The organism is Polynucleobacter sp. MWH-Berg-3C6 (assembly GCF_018881855.1).
In the GTDB taxonomy this organism is placed as follows: domain Bacteria; phylum Pseudomonadota; class Gammaproteobacteria; order Burkholderiales; family Burkholderiaceae; genus Polynucleobacter.
Genome location: NZ_JACVPN010000001.1, coordinates 796,887 through 814,169 on the forward strand (window position 1 = coordinate 796,887; position 17,283 = coordinate 814,169).

At 46.0% G+C, this 17,283-nt stretch carries 13 protein-coding genes and 3 tRNA genes; 11 read left to right on the forward strand and 5 right to left on the reverse strand.

Translation table 11 applies throughout. The features are described from left to right. Position 1: 1 nt before the first annotated feature. On the reverse strand, positions 2 to 550 hold the full coding sequence (locus ICN13_RS04100) for an arylesterase (RefSeq protein ID WP_255534029.1): 549 nt from the start codon (positions 548 to 550) through the stop codon (positions 2 to 4). A 164-nt stretch (positions 551 to 714) separates the two neighbouring features. On the opposite strand from ICN13_RS04100, the gene ICN13_RS04105 reads away from it, so the two are divergent. From ICN13_RS04105 to ICN13_RS04115, 3 genes are read left to right on the forward strand one after another with little or no spacing between them, the layout of a single operon-like run. Further along, complete coding sequence (locus ICN13_RS04105; RefSeq protein ID WP_216139083.1) at positions 715 to 1,389, forward strand: ABC transporter ATP-binding protein; 675 nt, start codon at positions 715 to 717, stop codon at positions 1,387 to 1,389. 21 nt (positions 1,390 to 1,410) lie between these two features. Beyond that, positions 1,411 to 5,448 (forward strand): phosphoribosylformylglycinamidine synthase, encoded by a 4,038-nt coding sequence (gene purL, locus ICN13_RS04110; protein ID WP_216139084.1) that lies wholly within the window; start codon positions 1,411 to 1,413, stop codon positions 5,446 to 5,448. A gap of 14 nt (positions 5,449 to 5,462) precedes the next feature. Then, positions 5,463 to 6,224: a spermidine synthase gene (locus ICN13_RS04115; RefSeq protein ID WP_255534030.1), complete on the forward strand. Its 762-nt coding sequence runs from the start codon at positions 5,463 to 5,465 to the stop codon at positions 6,222 to 6,224. An 81-nt stretch (positions 6,225 to 6,305) separates the two neighbouring features. On the opposite strand, the gene acnB is transcribed toward ICN13_RS04115, so the two are convergent. Both acnB and ICN13_RS04125 read right to left on the reverse strand, forming a co-directional pair. Beyond that, complete coding sequence (gene acnB, locus ICN13_RS04120; RefSeq protein WP_216139085.1) at positions 6,306 to 8,891, reverse strand: bifunctional aconitate hydratase 2/2-methylisocitrate dehydratase; 2,586 nt, start codon at positions 8,889 to 8,891, stop codon at positions 6,306 to 6,308. A 166-nt stretch (positions 8,892 to 9,057) separates the two neighbouring features. Next, on the reverse strand, positions 9,058 to 9,246 hold the full coding sequence (locus ICN13_RS04125; protein WP_216139086.1) for a superinfection immunity protein: 189 nt from the start codon (positions 9,244 to 9,246) through the stop codon (positions 9,058 to 9,060). 123 nt (positions 9,247 to 9,369) lie between these two features. Here ICN13_RS04125 and ICN13_RS04130 point away from each other — a divergent pair, with 123 nt between their 5' ends. From ICN13_RS04130 to ftsB, 4 genes are read left to right on the forward strand one after another with little or no spacing between them, the layout of a single operon-like run. Next, positions 9,370 to 11,031: a CTP synthase gene (locus tag ICN13_RS04130; RefSeq protein WP_216139087.1), complete on the forward strand. Its 1,662-nt coding sequence runs from the start codon at positions 9,370 to 9,372 to the stop codon at positions 11,029 to 11,031. Positions 11,032 to 11,040: 9 nt separating this feature from the next. Beyond that, positions 11,041 to 11,904: a 3-deoxy-8-phosphooctulonate synthase gene (kdsA, locus tag ICN13_RS04135; protein ID WP_216139088.1), complete on the forward strand. Its 864-nt coding sequence runs from the start codon at positions 11,041 to 11,043 to the stop codon at positions 11,902 to 11,904. A gap of 52 nt (positions 11,905 to 11,956) precedes the next feature. Next, complete coding sequence (gene eno, locus ICN13_RS04140; RefSeq protein WP_216139089.1) at positions 11,957 to 13,249, forward strand: phosphopyruvate hydratase; 1,293 nt, start codon at positions 11,957 to 11,959, stop codon at positions 13,247 to 13,249. 15 nt (positions 13,250 to 13,264) lie between these two features. Beyond that, positions 13,265 to 13,570 carry a cell division protein FtsB gene (gene ftsB / locus ICN13_RS04145; RefSeq protein WP_216139090.1) on the forward strand — a complete coding sequence of 102 codons (306 nt, stop codon included), beginning with the start codon at positions 13,265 to 13,267 and terminating at the stop codon, positions 13,568 to 13,570. 3 nt (positions 13,571 to 13,573) lie between these two features. Here the strand turns inward: ftsB and ICN13_RS04150 are convergent, their stop codons facing one another. Further along, positions 13,574 to 14,539, reverse strand: coding sequence for an Hsp33 family molecular chaperone HslO (locus tag ICN13_RS04150; protein WP_216139091.1), 966 nt, complete (start codon positions 14,537 to 14,539; stop codon positions 13,574 to 13,576). Positions 14,540 to 14,594: 55 nt separating this feature from the next. Between ICN13_RS04150 and gltX the strand changes: the two genes are divergently transcribed. The 4 genes from gltX (at position 14,595) to ICN13_RS04170 (ending at position 16,388) form a co-directional block, all read left to right on the forward strand. Beyond that, positions 14,595 to 16,001 carry a glutamate--tRNA ligase gene (gltX, locus tag ICN13_RS04155; protein WP_216139092.1) on the forward strand — a complete coding sequence of 469 codons (1,407 nt, stop codon included), beginning with the start codon at positions 14,595 to 14,597 and terminating at the stop codon, positions 15,999 to 16,001. 78 nt (positions 16,002 to 16,079) lie between these two features. Beyond that, positions 16,080 to 16,155, forward strand: a tRNA-Ala gene (locus ICN13_RS04160). Between the two features lie 35 nt (positions 16,156 to 16,190). Then, a tRNA-Glu gene (locus ICN13_RS04165) sits at positions 16,191 to 16,266 on the forward strand. Positions 16,267 to 16,311: 45 nt separating this feature from the next. After that, positions 16,312 to 16,388: transfer RNA gene (locus ICN13_RS04170), tRNA-Asp, on the forward strand. Positions 16,389 to 16,447: 59 nt separating this feature from the next. Here ICN13_RS04170 and ICN13_RS04175 read toward each other — a convergent pair. Next, complete coding sequence (locus ICN13_RS04175) at positions 16,448 to 17,188, reverse strand: M48 family metallopeptidase (protein ID WP_216139093.1); 741 nt, start codon at positions 17,186 to 17,188, stop codon at positions 16,448 to 16,450. Positions 17,189 to 17,283: the final 95 nt, after the last annotated feature.

Consider the following 17,283-nt stretch of genomic DNA (forward strand, 5'->3'; position numbering starts at 1 on the left):
CTTATTTCTGCTTATTGAGTAGTGACTGATATGGGGCCATTGCGCCCCATACGTTTTTGAAAAGTACGGCCTGTGCTTTTTCATTTGGATGAATGTTATCTGCTTGAAAAAGTGCTGGGTTACTTGCTACCTCTGCCATGAAAAATGGTACTAATTCAATACCTTCTTGCGCGGCAAGTTTTGGATAAAGGTCTTTGAACTTCTTTGTGTATTCTTGCCCGTAGTTGGGAGGGATTTGTATCCCAAACAGCAAAACTTTCGCTCCTGATTTTTTGCTTAACTGAATCATCTTGCGTAAGTTCTTTTCAGTCTCATCAATTGATAGTCCTCGTAATGCATCATTAGCGCCGAGCTCAAGTAACACAATGCCGGGCTTCTTTTGCTCCAGGAGACTCGGCAGACGTGTCAGGCCGCCAGAGCTAGTCTCTCCGCTGATGCTGGCATTGAAAACGGCCCATTGGCTACCTTGTTTTTGGAGCTGACCCTCTAGAAGCCTTACCCAGCCTGAGCCCCTGGTGATGCCATATTCAGCAGAAAGACTATCGCCCATGACTAGAATGATTGGATTTGACCTTGCAGATGTTACAAAGGAAATTAACAGGCAAAATAAGCCTATTGCAATTACTTTTGTTGAGATGAAAGTGAGTGGTTTATTTTGATTCATCTATTAAGTCATTTTAGAGCTATGACACCTATTTATCAGTCTACGTCTTTATGAGTGCATTAGAAAAAGTCCTGAGCGCTAATCACCTGGGTAAATCTGTTCCCTCGAGTGATGGCAGTCTAACTATTTTGCACGACATTTGCTTTGAGATCACTCAAGGTGAAAGCGTAGCTATTACCGGTAGTTCTGGCTCCGGTAAGAGTACATTATTGGGTCTTTTGGCTGGCCTAGATCTGCCGAGTGAGGGCAATGTGACTCTCATGGGTCAAAACCTCAATTCACTTGATGAAGATGGCAGGGCCAAACTGAGAGGTCTGCAGGTTGGCTTTGTATTCCAGTCTTTTCAATTGTTGCCTCATTTAACGGCACTTGAAAACGTCATGCTTCCAGCAGAGCTTGCGGGAATGGATGGCCCGAAAGTAAATGCGAAGTCATGGCTCGAGCGTGTGGGCTTGGCTGAACGCTTGGATCATTTCCCCAGAACCCTCTCTGGCGGGGAGCAACAGAGGGTCGCCTTGGCTAGAGCCTTTATTACTAAGCCAGCCATTCTATTTGCGGACGAGCCTACCGGGAGCCTAGATGAGGCCAGTGGAAATAGGGTAATTGAGCTCCTTTTTGAGCTTAATCGAGCCAATCAATCCACCCTTGTTCTGGTAACCCATGACGCGGCCTTGGCCAGCAGGTGCCAGCGCCAATTGCATCTTCAGGGCGGACGCTTAGTGTAGGCAAAACCTTATAATCTAGGGATGTCTTTTTTCCACTTTTTGCCCGGCGCTGACGCGCTTTCCTTTTTCCGCCAACAGCGTCTTTTAGCCTCCTTAGTAGCGCAAGGTATCGAGCTAGATTCTATTGAGGCGCAGTATCTGCACTTCATCTGGTCTGATTTAGCATTGAGCCCCAAAGATGAAGAGCTACTCTCTAGCCTCTTAACTTACGGTCAACCGTTTCACTCCAAAATTCATCAAGGCAAATCTTGGTTTTCCAAGGGTTCTGATTCTGGCCATGGTGCTGTAGTAATTCCGCGCCTCGGAACAGTATCTCCATGGGCCAGTAAGGCAACTGATATTGCCCGTCAATGCGGATTAAATGTTTTGCGTATTGAGCGCGGCATACAGTTCGTATGGAAGGCAAAAAAATCCTTAAGCCCAGCACAAGAAGATATGGTTTTGGCTGCAATTCATGATCGGATGACGGAAGCCGTTATTCAATCTGTAGATCAAGCAAATGCTTTGTATCAAACCCTTGAAGATCGTCCTCTGAGCCGTATCCCGGTCCTGGAGCAAGGTAGGGTCGCCTTAGATAAAGCCAACCAAGAGCTTGGTTTGGCTCTCTCTGATGATGAAGTGGATTATTTAACTGAAAATTTTATTCGCCTTAAACGTAATCCAAGCGATGTAGAGTTGATTATGTTTGCGCAAGCAAATAGTGAACATTGCCGCCACAAGATTTTCAATTCAAGTTGGACTATTGATGGCGATGATCAAGAGCGTTCATTGTTTGCAATGATTCGCAATACCCATCAGCTGCAACCCAAAGGAACTATCGTTGCGTATTCCGATAACTCCGCTGTGATGGCGGGTTGTGAATCAGAGACCTGGGTTCCTCAAGGTGCTGATCATCGTTATACAAAAGATACACGCCTAGTTCATACCTTAATGAAGGTAGAGACACATAATCATCCAACTGCAATAGCGCCGTTCCCAGGAGCATCTACGGGTGCTGGTGGCGAGCTTCGTGATGAGGGCGCAACTGGAGTGGGCGGTCGTCCTAAAGCCGGCTTAACAGGCTTTTCAGTCTCTAATCTGAATATCCCGGGTACCGATCTCCCTTGGGAGCTTGAAAAGTATGGCAAGCCTGAGCGTATAGCAACACCGTTGCAGATCATGATTGATGGTCCTTTAGGGGGCGCAGCATTTAATAATGAGTTTGGACGCCCAATTTTGGGTGGTTATTTCCGGGTATTTGAACAAACCTTAGATGGCATCCGTCGCGGTTATCACAAGCCCATCATGATTGCGGGTGGCATTGGCAGTATTGACTCCATTCATACTCAAAAGAAGGCAATTCAGCCTGGTCACTTATTGATTCAATTAGGCGGACCTGGAATGCGTATTGGTATGGGAGGTGCAACAGGTAGCTCAGTTGCCACTGGTACCAATACCGCAGACTTAGATTTTGATTCTGTGCAACGCGGTAACCCAGAAATGGAGCGTCGTGCCCAAGAGGTCATTAATGCTTGTAGAGCCATGGGTACAAACAACCCGATTATCTCTATTCATGACGTTGGTGCTGGCGGCCTATCAAACGCATTCCCTGAGCTAGCCGATGGCGCCGGTTTGGGGGCTAAATTTAAATTACGAAATGTGCCGCTTGAAGAGAGTGGCATGAGTCCTGCTGAAATCTGGTGCAACGAATCTCAAGAACGTTATGTATTGGCAATTGAAGCCAAAGACCTAGATTTATTTAAATCACTGTGCGCGCGCGACCGCTGCCCATTTGCAGTGGTTGGAGAAGCTACAACTGAGCGTCAATTGCAACTGAGTGATTCAAAACAAGAAACCGGCACTGATGATGCAATGCCAATTGATATGCCAATGGAAGTGTTGCTTGGCAAACCTCCGCGCATGCATCGCGATGTGCAGCGTGTATCACAAGAGTTTAATGAACTTGATGTAACAGATGCAGATCTTTCCCAGTCAGTAGCGTGGGTATTGCAGCAGCCAACTGTTGCTAGTAAGTCATTCCTAATTACTATTGGCGATCGAACTGTTGGCGGCTTAAATGCTCGTGATCAATTTGTTGGGCCATGGCAGGTACCGGTAGCAGACTGCGCCGTTACCCTAATGGATTACAAGGGTTATCGTGGCGAAGCGATGAGCATGGGAGAAAGAACCCCAGTTGCTGTTATTGATGCTCCAGCTGCTGCCAAGATAGCTGTAGGTGAGGCAATTACGAATTTATTGGCTGCAGATATACGCTCTTTAGAGGATGTGAAGTTGTCTGCGAACTGGATGGCAGCTTGTGGCGCTCCAGGTGAAGATGCAAAACTCTACGATTCTGTTAAAGCGGTAGGTATGGAGCTATGTCCTGCTCTGGGTATTTCAATACCAGTTGGGAAGGATTCCTTGTCGATGGCAACAGCCTGGCAGGACGGCAGCGAGGCTAAGAAAGTTGTTGCCCCTGTTTCATTGATTATTTCAGCATTTGCTTCTGTGCAGGATGTACGGAAAACGCTCACCCCTCAACTGAAGCTCAAAGAGGCCACTGGATTAGCGCTTGATACCGAGTTGATTTTGGTTGATCTTGGCCGTGGCAAAAATCGTATGGCAGGCAGCATTCTTGCCCAAGTTTTAGGTCAATCTGGTAAAGAAGCCCCAAATCTTGATCATCCAGAAGATTTAAGGAATTTAGCCGCAGCCATTATTGAACTTCGCAAAGAAAACCAATTACTGGCTTATCACGATCGCTCTGATGGTGGTCTACTAGCGTGTATTGCCGAGATGGCCTTTGCCTCTCATTGTGGAGTTTCTATTAATGTTGACATGATTGCCGTCGATGTTGGTCAAGAACCAGACCATGGTGATGCTAAGAACTGGGCACAGCAAGTCTCTGGCCGCCGCCATGAACAAACTTTGCGAGCTTTATTCAATGAAGAGCTTGGTGCGGTGATACAGATTCGCAGGGAAGATCGTGATGCTGTATTTGCAGTGCTGCGTAAACTGGGTTTAAGTGCATTTAGTCATGTCATCGGCAAGCCAAATACTAATGGTCGCATTGAAGTATGGCGCGATGCAAAAAATATCTTCGCAGAACCACGTGAAGTTTTGCAAAAGATGTGGACAAATACCAGCTATCAAATTGCGCGCTTGCGAGACAACCCTGCATGTGCTGATAGCGAGTTTGCTCTTTTGGATAATGTTTCTGATGCGGGTATGTCACCTAAGCTGACATTTGATGCTACAGACGATATTGCTGCACCATTTATTCAAAAGAATGCACGACCTAAAGTAGCGATCTTACGTGAGCAGGGCGTTAACTCTCACGTAGAGATGGCCTATGCCGTTCATTGGGCTGGCTTTGATAGTTACGATGTTCATATGTCCGATCTATTAAGCGGCAAGGCAAAGTTAGATGATTTCCGCGGATTAATTGCTTGTGGTGGTTTTAGTTATGGTGACGTACTTGGTGCCGGTGAAGGTTGGGCAAAGACCATTCTCTTTAATCAGCAGCTGCGTGATCAATTCTCAAGCTTCTTTACTCGTCAAGATAGTTTCGCATTAGGTGTTTGTAATGGTTGTCAGATGATGAGCAATCTCTCTGGAATTATTCCTGGAGCACAGGATTGGCCAAAATTTACCCGTAATCAATCGGAACAATACGAAGCGCGTTTAGTCATGGCGGAAGTTCTTGCTTCACCATCGATCTTTACGCAAGGTATGGAGGGTAGTCAATTACCGATTGCCATAGCTCATGGTGAAGGTTTCGCCAATTTCAGTCAGCAAGGCAACCTAGAAAAATTACAGAAGCAAGGTCTAGCTGCCTTACGCTTTGTTGACCATCAAGGCAATCCAACTGAGACCTATCCATTAAACCCAAATGGATCGCCTGGCGGTCTTACAGGTGTAACTACCCCAGATGGTCGCTTTACAGTCATGATGCCGCACCCTGAGCGTGTCTTCAGGGCTGTGCAGATGAGTTGGTGTCCCCCTGAATGGTTAGATACCCCAGATGGTGCAAGTCCTTGGTTGCGTTTATTCCGCAATGCACGCCGTTGGGCCAAGTAAGGGGCTAAGTAAGTATGTTGATGGAGCCGGTAACTTTTTCTGAAAGTGGTGGAATACGCTATTTGCATTTTGGTACTGAGCTGATTCAAGGGGCAATGCGCATCCGTGACCCCAATGAAATTTATCTCGAATACAACCAGCAAATGATGGCCTGGCTCCTTTTTCTTGAAACCAAGCCGGGTATGCGTGTTGCGCAGTTGGGCTTAGGAACCGGCGCTTTGACAAAGTTCACGCACCTGCATTGTCTAGCCGTGAAATCAACCGTAGTCGAACTCAATCCCGCAGTGATTGTCTCCGCAAGAAGTATGTTTTCAATGCCGGATGATGATCGTCGACTGGAGACCATTCAGGCTGATGCAAAAGCATTTGTTAAGAGCTCAAAATATAAGAACAGTTTTGATGCGGTTCAGGTTGATTTATATGATGCCATTTGCGATGGCCCATCTGCCAGCTCTTTAGAGTTTTATAACGGTTGCTACAACATCCTAAAAGCGCCAGGAGTGCTAACTGTTAACCTCTTCTCTCGTCATAAAAGTTTTGATATCAATCTCAAAAATATCTGTGAAGCCTTTGATAATCGTGTGCTCTTATTTCCAGAGTCACACGATTGCAACGTAGTAGCAATTGCTTTTAAAGGACCTAAGCTCGAGGCTGAATGGAGCAATGTTTCTGCTAGGGCCAAGTTGATTAAAGATAAAACAGATTTGCCTACCCAACAATGGGTTTCGGGCATCAGTCGTGAGAATGCTCGACAGGAATTAAAGCTCTCTATCTAAGAAGCTCTGAGATAAAAAATAAGGCGATCATCTGATCGCCTTATTTTCTTTCAGCCTTTGTGGGGCTGAAGGGTCACCGGATTAAACGGTCACAGTATCCGCAACATCACTAAAAGACTTCAGCTTATCAAAGCTCATGTATTTATAAACATCTCCAGCCTTAGCATCTAGCGCCTTCACTTGCTCTAAATACTCTGCAGGAGTAGGTAGGCGTCCTAAGAGGGCGGCAACAGAGGCCAATTCAGCAGAAGCCAAATACACTCGAGTATCGATACCTAAGCGGTTAGGGAAGTTGCGGGTAGAGGTTGATACAGCTGTTGAACCTTTACGGATCTGAGCTTGATTACCCATGCAGAGTGAGCAGCCTGGGCTTTCCATGCGTGCACCAGCTGCACCCAACATGCCGTAGTAGCCTTCTTCCATCAATACCATGGCGTCCATCTTGGTTGGTGGGGCAACCCATAAACGGGTAGGCATATCTTTCTTCCCTTGCAAGACTTGTCCTGCTGCACGGAAGTGCCCAATGTTCGTCATGCAAGAGCCAATAAAGACTTCATCAATCTTGTCGCCTGCAACTTCAGACAATACTTTCACATCATCTGGGTCATTAGGACATGCAAGAATTGGTTCCTTGATTTCATCAATATTGATTTCGATGATCTCTGCATAGTCAGCATTAGCATCAGGTTGCAGTAATTGTGGGTTTGCAATCCAAGCCTCCATCGCTTTGATACGACGGCCCAGAGTGCGCTTGTCTTCGTAGCCATTGGCAATCATCCACTTCATCAACGTGATATTGGATTGCATGTACTCAATAATCGGCTCTTTGTTCAAATGAACAGTGCAGCCACCCGCAGAACGCTCAGCAGAAGCATCTGATAATTCAAATGCTTGCTCAACCTTCAGGTCAGGTAGACCCTCGATTTCAAGGATACGGCCAGAGAAAATATTTTTCTTGCCTTGCTTCTCAACGGTCAACAATCCCCTTTTAATTGCATACAAAGGAATGGCGTTAACTAAGTCACGCAAGGTGATGCCAGGTTGCATCTTGCCTTTGAAGCGAACTAATACAGATTCGGGCATATCCAAAGGCATAACACCAGTCGCTGCAGCAAAAGCAACCAGGCCTGATCCAGCAGGGAAGGAAATACCGATTGGGAAACGGGTATGGCTATCACCGCCGGTGCCGCAGGTATCTGGAAGTAGCAAGCGATTTAACCAACTATGGATCACGCCGTCACCTGGACGCAACGCAACGCCACCACGATTGGTCATGAATGGTGGCAACTCATGTTGCGTGCGAATATCTACTGGCTTTGGATAAGCAGAGGTATGGCAGAAAGATTGCATCACCAAATCAGAAGAGAAGCCCAAGCAAGCCAAATCTTTCAATTCGTCACGCGTCATAGGACCAGTTGTATCTTGGGAGCCAACGGTCGTCATGTGTGGTTCGCAGTAGGTGCCAGGACGTATACCTTGTCCTTCTGGTAAACCGCATGCGCGTCCAACCATCTTTTGGGCCAGGCTGAAACCTTTTTTATTATCAGGTGGGCTTACTGGGAGGCGGAATTCAGTTGATGCAGGCAATCCTAATGCTGCACGGGCTTTTGCAGTTAAACCTCGCCCTACGATCAATGGGATACGGCCACCAGCACGAACTTCATCCAAAATCACTGGCGATTTGAGTGAGAACGCAGCAATCTCTTTACCGTTTTTAAATGCTTTGCCCTCGTATGGGCGCAACTCAATCTCATCACCCATATTCATTTGAGATACATCTAATTCAATTGGTAGCGCACCAGAATCTTCCATGGTGTTAAAGAAGATTGGAGCAATATTACCGCCAAGGCAAACACCACCAAAACGCTTATTTGGTACAAAGGGAATATCTTGACCAGTCCACCAGAGAACAGAGTTGGTAGCAGATTTACGTGATGAGCCTGTGCCAACAACGTCACCAACGTAAGCAATTTGATTGCCTTTTTTCTGTAGGGCGGCAATTTGTTTCATCGGGCCACGCACACCAGATTCATCGGGTTCAATACCAGAACGTGGGTTCTTCAGCATGATCGTTGCATGCAATGGAATATCTGGGCGGCTCCATGCATCAGGGGCAGGAGACAAGTCATCGGTATTAGTTTCACCAGTCACTTTGAAAACTGTGAGCTTCATGCTTTCTGGAACAGCAGGGCGGCCAGTAAACCAGTCCGCATCAGCCCAGCTTTTCATCACTGCCTTTGCGTTTGCATTCCCTTTTTCAGCAAGTTCCAGTACATCATTGAAGTAATCAAACATCAAGAGTGTTTTCTTGAGAGCTTCGGCTGCAACAGCCCCACATTCGGCATCACTTAATAATTCAACTAAGGGTTTAATGTTGTAGCCACCGAGCATAGTTCCCAATAATTCCGTAGCTTTTACTCGAGAAATCAGCGGTGATTTTTCTGTGCCTTTTGCTATGGCATCTAAAAATTCTGCCTTTACCTTTGCGGCTTCATCAACGCCAGCAGGAACACGATTCGTAATAAGCTCTAAAAGCTCAGCCTCTTTGCCTGAAGGTGGGTTTTTTAATAACTTCACCAGTTCAGCGGTCTGATCCTTGGTTAATGGCAGAGCAGGTATACCAAGGGCTGCGCGTTCAGCAACATGGGCGTTGTAGGCTTCTAACATTGTGTTTCCTATGAGGTAAAGGTGATCAATAGAAAGACTATTCAGGAATTCTCTCCCGAATCCCAACATTATAGTTGCAAATTTAAGTCTTATATAAGAGTTTAAACCCCTAGAAATAAGCCCTAGAAATGCAATGAGTTCTCAATTTGGGGCCTTTTAAGTCAAATTAGAGGGTCTGCTCATCCTTTAGGGCCCAAACTAAGGCAACAACCCAGCCAACGAGGGACCAGCCCAAAAAGAGGTTTAAGGCAAAAATAGCGCCCGAATTAGCTCTTTTTCTATTAAATGCAATCGCGAAGGGTAGGAAATAAAAGAGGGATAAAACAGCGATCAGAATGGCAAATAGGAGGCGCATAGGGGTAGATTGAGGTCAAAAATATTGTGATTTGAGCAATATTCTTAATATATAAGCAAATTTGAAAGTTCCTTAAATTTTATGGCTATCGTTATAATTACTTTTTCCAACAGAGCTTAAGCGATGACCAAATACGTTTTTGTCACTGGTGGTGTGGTTTCTTCTTTAGGGAAAGGAATCGCAGCTGCCTCGCTTGCCGCGATTCTTGAATCCCGCGGCCTGAAAGTCACCCTCCTAAAATTAGACCCCTATATCAACGTTGACCCGGGCACTATGAGCCCACTTCAGCATGGCGAAGTTTTCGTTACTGAAGATGGAGCAGAAACGGATTTGGATTTAGGCCACTATGAGCGCTTCGTATCAGCGAAGATGCGTAAAAGCAATAACTTCACAACTGGCCAAATTTATGAATCGGTTATTAGCAAAGAGCGTCGTGGTGAATACTTAGGTAAAACTGTTCAAGTTATTCCCCACATTACTAATGAAATTCAAGCTTTTGTTGAGCGGGGCGCCAAAGCAAGTCATGATGGCAAGGCTGATATCGCTATCTGCGAAATTGGCGGTACCGTTGGCGACATCGAGTCATTACCATTTTTAGAGGCTGCAAGACAGATGAGCTTGCGCCTGCCACTGCATAGCTGCGCCTTTGTTCATTTGACTTTGGTGCCCTATATCCATAGCGCTGGCGAGTTAAAAACAAAACCTACCCAACACTCTGTGCAAAAGCTGCGTGAGATTGGCATCATGCCAACGGTGCTGTTATGCCGAGCTGATCGCCCAATTCCGGAAGATGAGCGCGCTAAGATTTCTTTGTTTTCCAATGTCCGCGAAGAAGCTGTTATTTCTGTTTGGGATGTGGATACGATTTATAAGATTCCAGAAATGCTTCATGCGCAAGGTATGGACGATTTGATTTGTCGCGAGTTAGAGATCAATGCTAAGCCGGCCGATCTTTCAGTATGGGCTCATTTGGTTTATGAAATGGCCAATCCTCAGCATGAAGTCACCATTGGAATGGTTGGTAAGTATGTGGAGCTAACAGAGTCCTATAAGTCCTTGATTGAAGCCCTGCGTCATGCAGGTATTCACACACATACCAAAGTGAATATCAACTATATCGATTCAGAAGTTATTGAAAAAGATGGTATTGATTGTTTGAGAAAGTTAGATGCCATATTGGTTCCTGGCGGCTTTGGTAAGCGGGGTACGGAAGGTAAGATCTCTGCAATCCGTTACGCTCGCGAGAACGGTATTCCATATTTGGGAATTTGTCTTGGTATGCAGTTAGCCGTCATTGAATTTGCCCGCCACGTAGCGAATATTACGAAGGCAAATAGTACTGAGTTTGATCCACAGTCTGAAAATCCAGTGGTAGCACTGATTACCGAGTGGATGGATAGAGAAGGGCGTGTTGAAAAGCGCAGCAATGATTCTGACTTAGGCGGCACAATGCGCTTGGGATCGCAACGTTGCCCAGTCAAGGCGGGAACTTTAGCTCATCGAATTTATGGCGCAGAAGTTAATGAGCGTCATCGCCATCGTTATGAAGTAAATAACACTTACGTTCCAAAACTGGAAGAAGCTGGCTTAATCATTTCTGCTAGAACACCCAATGAATCTTTACCTGAAATGATGGAATTACCTGAGTCAATGCACCCGTGGTTCTTTGGCGTTCAGTTCCATCCAGAATTTACCTCTACACCGCGTGATGGCCATCCCTTATTTTCTGCTTTCATCAGTGCGGCTCTGATCCATCAAAACTCTGCATTAAAGCAAGTTGCTTAAGGGAAATCTATGGGCACTTTCAAGCTATGCGGTTTCGATGTAGGTCTAGACAAACGTTTTTTCTTAATCGCAGGCACTTGCGTGATTGAATCTGAGCAGTCTGCTATTGATGTTGCCAGTCAGCTAAAAGAAATTACTAGCGCATTGCAGATTCCGTTTATCTATAAATCGTCATTTGATAAAGCTAACCGTTCATCTGGTAATTCATTTCGCGGTTTAGGAATGGAAAAGGGCCTAGAGATACTGGCTAAGGTTAAAAAAGAAGTAGGGGTTCCAATTTTGACTGATGTCCATGACATTAGCGAAATTGAAGCAGTATCTAAGGTGGTAGATGTTATCCAGACGCCTGCCTTCTTATGCAGGCAAACTGATTTCATCCGTGCATGCGCTCAAAGCGGTAAGCCCGTGAATTTTAAGAAGGGTCAGTTTCTATCGCCACATGAGATGCTCAATGTCATTGAAAAGGCCCGAGCAGCAGCCAAAGAAGTCAATCTTCCAGATCAGTTTATGGTTTGTGAGCGCGGCGCTTCATTTGGCTATAACAACCTAGTTTCTGATATGCGCAGTCTTGCAATCCTGCGCGAAGCACATGCACCAGTCATTTTTGATGCCACCCATTCAGTTCAATTGCCTGGTGGCCAAGGCACTGCTAGTGGTGGGCAGAGAGAGTTTGTGCCAGTGCTAGCTCGTGCAGCAGTAGCTGTCGGTATTAGCGGCCTCTTTATGGAAACACATCCAGACCCATCTAAAGCCTTGTCTGACGGCCCTAATGCAGTTCCCTTGCATCGCATGAAAGAGTTGCTGGAATCGTTGGTTGCAATTGATTCGGTAGTCAAGTCTAGCGGCTCATTTTTAGAAAATAGCTTTAAATAAATTGCAGAAGATTTATTAATCCCAATTTCATATTGTTTTAAGGAGAAGGTGCATGAGCGCCATTGTTGACATCATCGGTAGAGAAGTATTGGATTCACGCGGCAACCCAACGGTAGAGTGCGATGTATTGCTCGAATCCGGTGTGATGGGTCGTGCTGCTGTTCCATCTGGCGCTTCTACAGGCTCACGAGAGGCGATCGAATTACGCGATGGTGATAAGTCTCGTTACTTAGGTAAGGGCGTCCTCAATGCAGTACAAAACATCAACGTTGAGATTGCAGAAACCGTACTTGGTTTGGATGCGTCTGAACAAGCTTTCTTGGACCGCACCCTCATTGAGCTCGATGGCACACACAATAAGGCACGCTTGGGCGCAAATGCGACTTTAGCGGTTTCGATGGCGGTTGCGAGAGCGGCTGCTGAGGAAGCTGGTTTGCCTTTGTATCGTTATTTTGGTGGTTCAGGTGGTATGCAATTGCCAGTGCCCATGATGAATATTGTTAATGGCGGCGCACATGCTAATAACAGTTTGGATATTCAAGAATTTATGGTGATGCCAGTTGGCGCTGAAAATTTCCGAGATGCTTTACGTTGTGGAGCTGAAATTTTCCATGAACTCAAAAAGATCATTGGCGCTCAAGGAATGCCAACGACTGTAGGCGATGAAGGCGGCTTTGCTCCAAACTTTAAGAGCAATCATGAATGCCTGCAAACCATCATGAAGGCAATTGAAGGTGCTGGTTATCAAGCTGGTGAGGATGTTCTATTGGCGCTTGATTGTGCTGCTAGTGAATTCTACAAAGACGGTAAATACCATCTCTCAGGAGAAGGTTTGCAACTGACCTCTAGCGAGTTCTCTGATTACCTTGGTAACTTAGCAGATCAATTCCCAATCGTATCCATTGAAGATGGCATGCATGAGGGTGATTGGGATGGCTGGGCTGATATTACAAAGAAGCTTGGCAAGAAGATCCAGCTTGTTGGAGACGATTTGTTTGTAACCAATACTCGTATCTTGAAAGAAGGTATTGAGAAAGGTATTGCCAACTCAATCTTGATCAAGATTAATCAGATCGGCACCTTAACAGAAACGTTTGCAGCAATTGAGATGGCAAAGCGTGCCAACTACACTGCGGTGATTTCTCATCGTTCCGGTGAAACTGAAGACAGCACCATTGCCGATATTGCTGTTGGTACTAATGCTGGCCAGATCAAAACCGGCTCTTTATCACGCTCCGATCGTATTGCTAAATACAACCAACTCCTGCGCATTGAGGAAGACTTGGGTGATGTAGCTACTTACCCAGGTAAGTCAGTTTTCTATAACTTAAAACGCGAAGCTTAATAAGATTTACCTGCTATGCGGATAGTCATCTACTCAATGCTGGTTTTGCTCATAGCAATCCAGTACCCACTATGGCTGGGCAAGGGTGGATGGCTAAAAGTTTATGAAATGGAGAAGCAGGTAGAACTTCAGGAAGCTAAAAATAGTCTGCTGGCCCTTCGCAATGCAAAATTGGCTGGTGATGTTAAGGATCTGAAGGATGGAACGCGCGCCATCGAAGAGCGTGCTAGAGCGGAACACGGCTTGATCAAAGAGGGTGAATTCTTTGTCCAAATCTTGCCGGTTGATAAATCTGCTGTACCTACTGAAACGAAGCAATAATTTCTAGTGCCCGCTAGAAGGCGGTCTAGTGGCGTCACTCAATAAGTCGGTCTTAAAGACCTGCAGACAATCCACGGCATCAAAGCGATATGGTTTTGCACAAAATTCGCAAATAGTTTCAACTGCACCTTGCTCATCTAGTATTCCCTGCACCTCTTCTTCACCAAGCATTCTTAGGATATCGGCAACTTTTTTGCGTGAGCAACGGCAAGAAAAGCGTATCTGTCGAGGTGGAAAACTGCGTACCCCATTCTCAGTAGATTCCTCTAAAAATAGACGCCTTAAGATTGTTTCAGGGGGGAGAGACAAGAGCTCTTCATCAGTAATCGTCTCACCTAAAGTCTGGATACGTGTCCAGCCTTCAGCTGCAGTTTGTGGATCAAGGTGGGCATGCCCCCCGGAATCTGGCATACGTTGTAATAGCAGCCCGCCAATATGAGAATCGTTCGAGGTTAGCCAAATTCTGGTTTCCAACTGCTCAGAATTTTGCATATAAAGACCAATTGCTTCGGCAGCGCTCAATACAGGCCTCATCAGATTGCCACGCTCCTCTTGGAGGGCGACTATCCCTTGGTATGGAGGTTGACCTGGTTCGCGCTCTGATGGATCTAAAGTGATGACGAGCCTTCCAGAGTTGCTGGCGTCTAATAGCTCGCCCAGGCTAGCATCAGAACTGATTTCTGAGGGGTCAACAGATAGTTTGACGGTGGCTCGCATCGATAAGTCAGACTTGCATTCAACCACTAGGAGTTGAATTGGGCCCTTACTTTGAGCCTGAATAATCAATGTTCCATCAAACTTCAGGCTGGCGCTGAGAAGGGTGGCTGCACCAACAAAATCTCCCAAGATGCGGCGCACTGCTGGTGGATCGTTGCGACGCTCTAAAACGGCCTGCCAAGCCGTGCTGATTGACACAATCTCCCCGCGAACCGGGGCTCCATCACAGACAAATACTAGTAATTCATTCATAGAGCAAAGTATCCACGTTTTTCAATTTTGCCGCCAATTGGTCTGACCTGAGATAATGAGGTTTATGCATATCCGTACACGTTTCGCCCCTAGTCCCACGGGCTTTATTCACTTGGGCAATCTCCGCAGCGCTCTCTACCCATGGGCATTTGCACGTCACAATAAAGGTGACTTCATTCTTCGCATTGAAGATACTGACCTAGAGCGCTCCACACAAGAAGCCGTGGATGTGATTATTGAGGGTATGTCTTGGCTTGGACTGGATTTAGATGAGGGTCCAATCTACCAAATGCAGCGAATTGATCGCTACCGTGAAGTAGTTAAGCAGATGATTGATAGCGGCCTTGCTTACCCTTGCTATATGAGCGAAGAAGAATTGAATACTCTTCGTGACCAGCAAATGGCCAATAAAGAAAAACCGCGCTATAACGGCTTATGGAGACCTGAGCCCGGTAAAACTTTGCCGCCGATTCCTGAAGGGGTTCAACCAGTGATCCGTTTTAAAAATCCGCTTGGTGGATCCGTTGTTTGGGAAGACGCAGTAAAAGGTAGGATTGAAATTAGCAACGACGAACTGGATGATCTAGTGATTGCTCGCCCAGACGGTACGCCAACTTATAACTTCTGTGTCGTAGTGGATGACTTGGATATGAAAATTACCCATGTTATTCGTGGCGATGATCACGTCAATAACACGCCTCGGCAAATTAATATTATGAAAGCTTTAGGTGGAACTCCGCCTGTATATGCTCATTTGCCTACCGTTCTGAATGATTCGGGCGAGAAGATGAGCAAGCGTAATGGCGCAATGAGCGTGCGTGATTATCAAAAAGCCGGTTATTTACCTGAAGCAATCCTGAATTACCTAGCTCGCTTAGGTTGGTCGCATGGTGATGCAGAGGTGTTTACCAAAGAACAGTTTGTAGATTGGTTCGATTTAGCAAGCCTTGGTCGTTCTCCAGCACAACACAATCCAGAGAAATTGCTTTGGTTAAATCACCAATATATTCAGAACGCAGATCCAGAAAAATTAGCACAGGCTACCAAACCTTTTGCACATCAATTGGGCATTGATACAGAAAATGGACCAAACTTTGTTGAGGTTGTTGGGCTCTTAAAAGATCGCGCTAATACATTAATTGAAATTGCAGAAGGGGCCAAACTCTTTTACCTGCCAGCACCATCACATAATGCTGAGCAGATTGCTGCAAATATTCCCGAATCTATTGTTCCTGCGTTAAAGGATTTAATTCTTGCTATTCAGAATGCAGCGGCCACAAAAGAGGCTTACGCCGCAGCATTTAAAGAGGTTTTAGCCAAGCATGGGCTCAAAATGCCAGCGTTGGCAATGCCCGTTCGCTACGCATTATTTGCCACAACCCAGACCCCTGCGATTGACTCAGTGTTGGTGGTGCTTGGTCGGGATGAGGCGCTAAAAAGGCTCTCAAAGGTAGTCCACTAGGCAATTTGCGCACTTGCACAAAAATAGGCTAAAATCTTGGATTGTTTTGAGTGTCTTGCGGTTTTATTGTGGGATTTCGGGGGTATAGCTCAGCTGGGAGAGCGCTTGCATGGCATGCAAGAGGTCAGCGGTTCGATCCCGCTTATCTCCACCAAGCATTCAAAATTGTTGTAATTTGCAGTAGTCCAGGTCCCCATCGTCTAGAGGCCTAGGACATCACCCTTTCACGGTGAGTACGGGGGTTCGAATCCCCCTGGGGACGCCAAATATTTTTGGTAGTAGTTGTATGAAGTTTTGTTTGTTGTAATTTGGAGCGGTAGTTCAGTTGGTTAGAATATCTGCCTGTCACGCAGAGGGTCGCGGGTTCGAGTCCCGTCCGTTCCGCCAAATTCCAAGAAAATGCCTCCGTAATAGGAGGCATTTTTATTTCCAGCGTTTGTTTTGGCTTACATCACAGGTTTGGCTTTTGGGGCTGCCATGTACAAAGGTTGTACTGCTGGCAACAACTCTGAAATTTGCTCAATTCTGGTATCGCCAGATGGGTGGGTAGATAAAAACTCCGGCGGGTTTTTGCCTTCTGTAGCTTTATTCATTTTCTGCCAAACACGAATAGCTGCTTGAGGGTCATATCCAGCTCTAGCTGCAAGTTCAATACCAATAGCATCTGCTTCGGATTCGTTTTGTCTTGAGTTTGGCAGCACCAGAATGTAATGGGTTGCCTGATTCGCTGCATTAATAGCTGAGCCGTAAGGACCAGCAGCTGCCAAAGCGATGCTGGTCAAGGCATTTTGAGCCATGGCTTGAGAGAGTCTTTCTCTGCCATGTTCTCGTAAGGCATGAGCAATTTCATGCCCCATAATTGCCGCAATCTCATCATCCGATAAATTTAATTGGTCAATCAAGCCGGTGTAGAAAGTTATTTTTCCACCGGGAGCGCATGTTGCATTCAAGATTGGCGCATTAATTAAGGTTAGCTGCCAATTCCACTGGCGGGTGTCATCACGAAATATAGAGGTTTGCTGGATCAAACGATTGGATATAGTCTTTAGCCGGTTGTAGGTAGGGCCGGAAGTTACCAGAATATTCTTTTCTTTAGCCTTCTGATTTTGTTCGTTGTAACTGATAGCGGATAGTCGATCAACTTCGGCCGATGAGACCACCATGAATTGGGACCGATTAATGCCCACAGCCCCCGATCTTGTGGTGTTGGCACAAGCCAGAAGCAGGGAGCTTAAAACAACACTTGCAAGAACTCGAATGTTAAAAAACTGGCGAAACATTC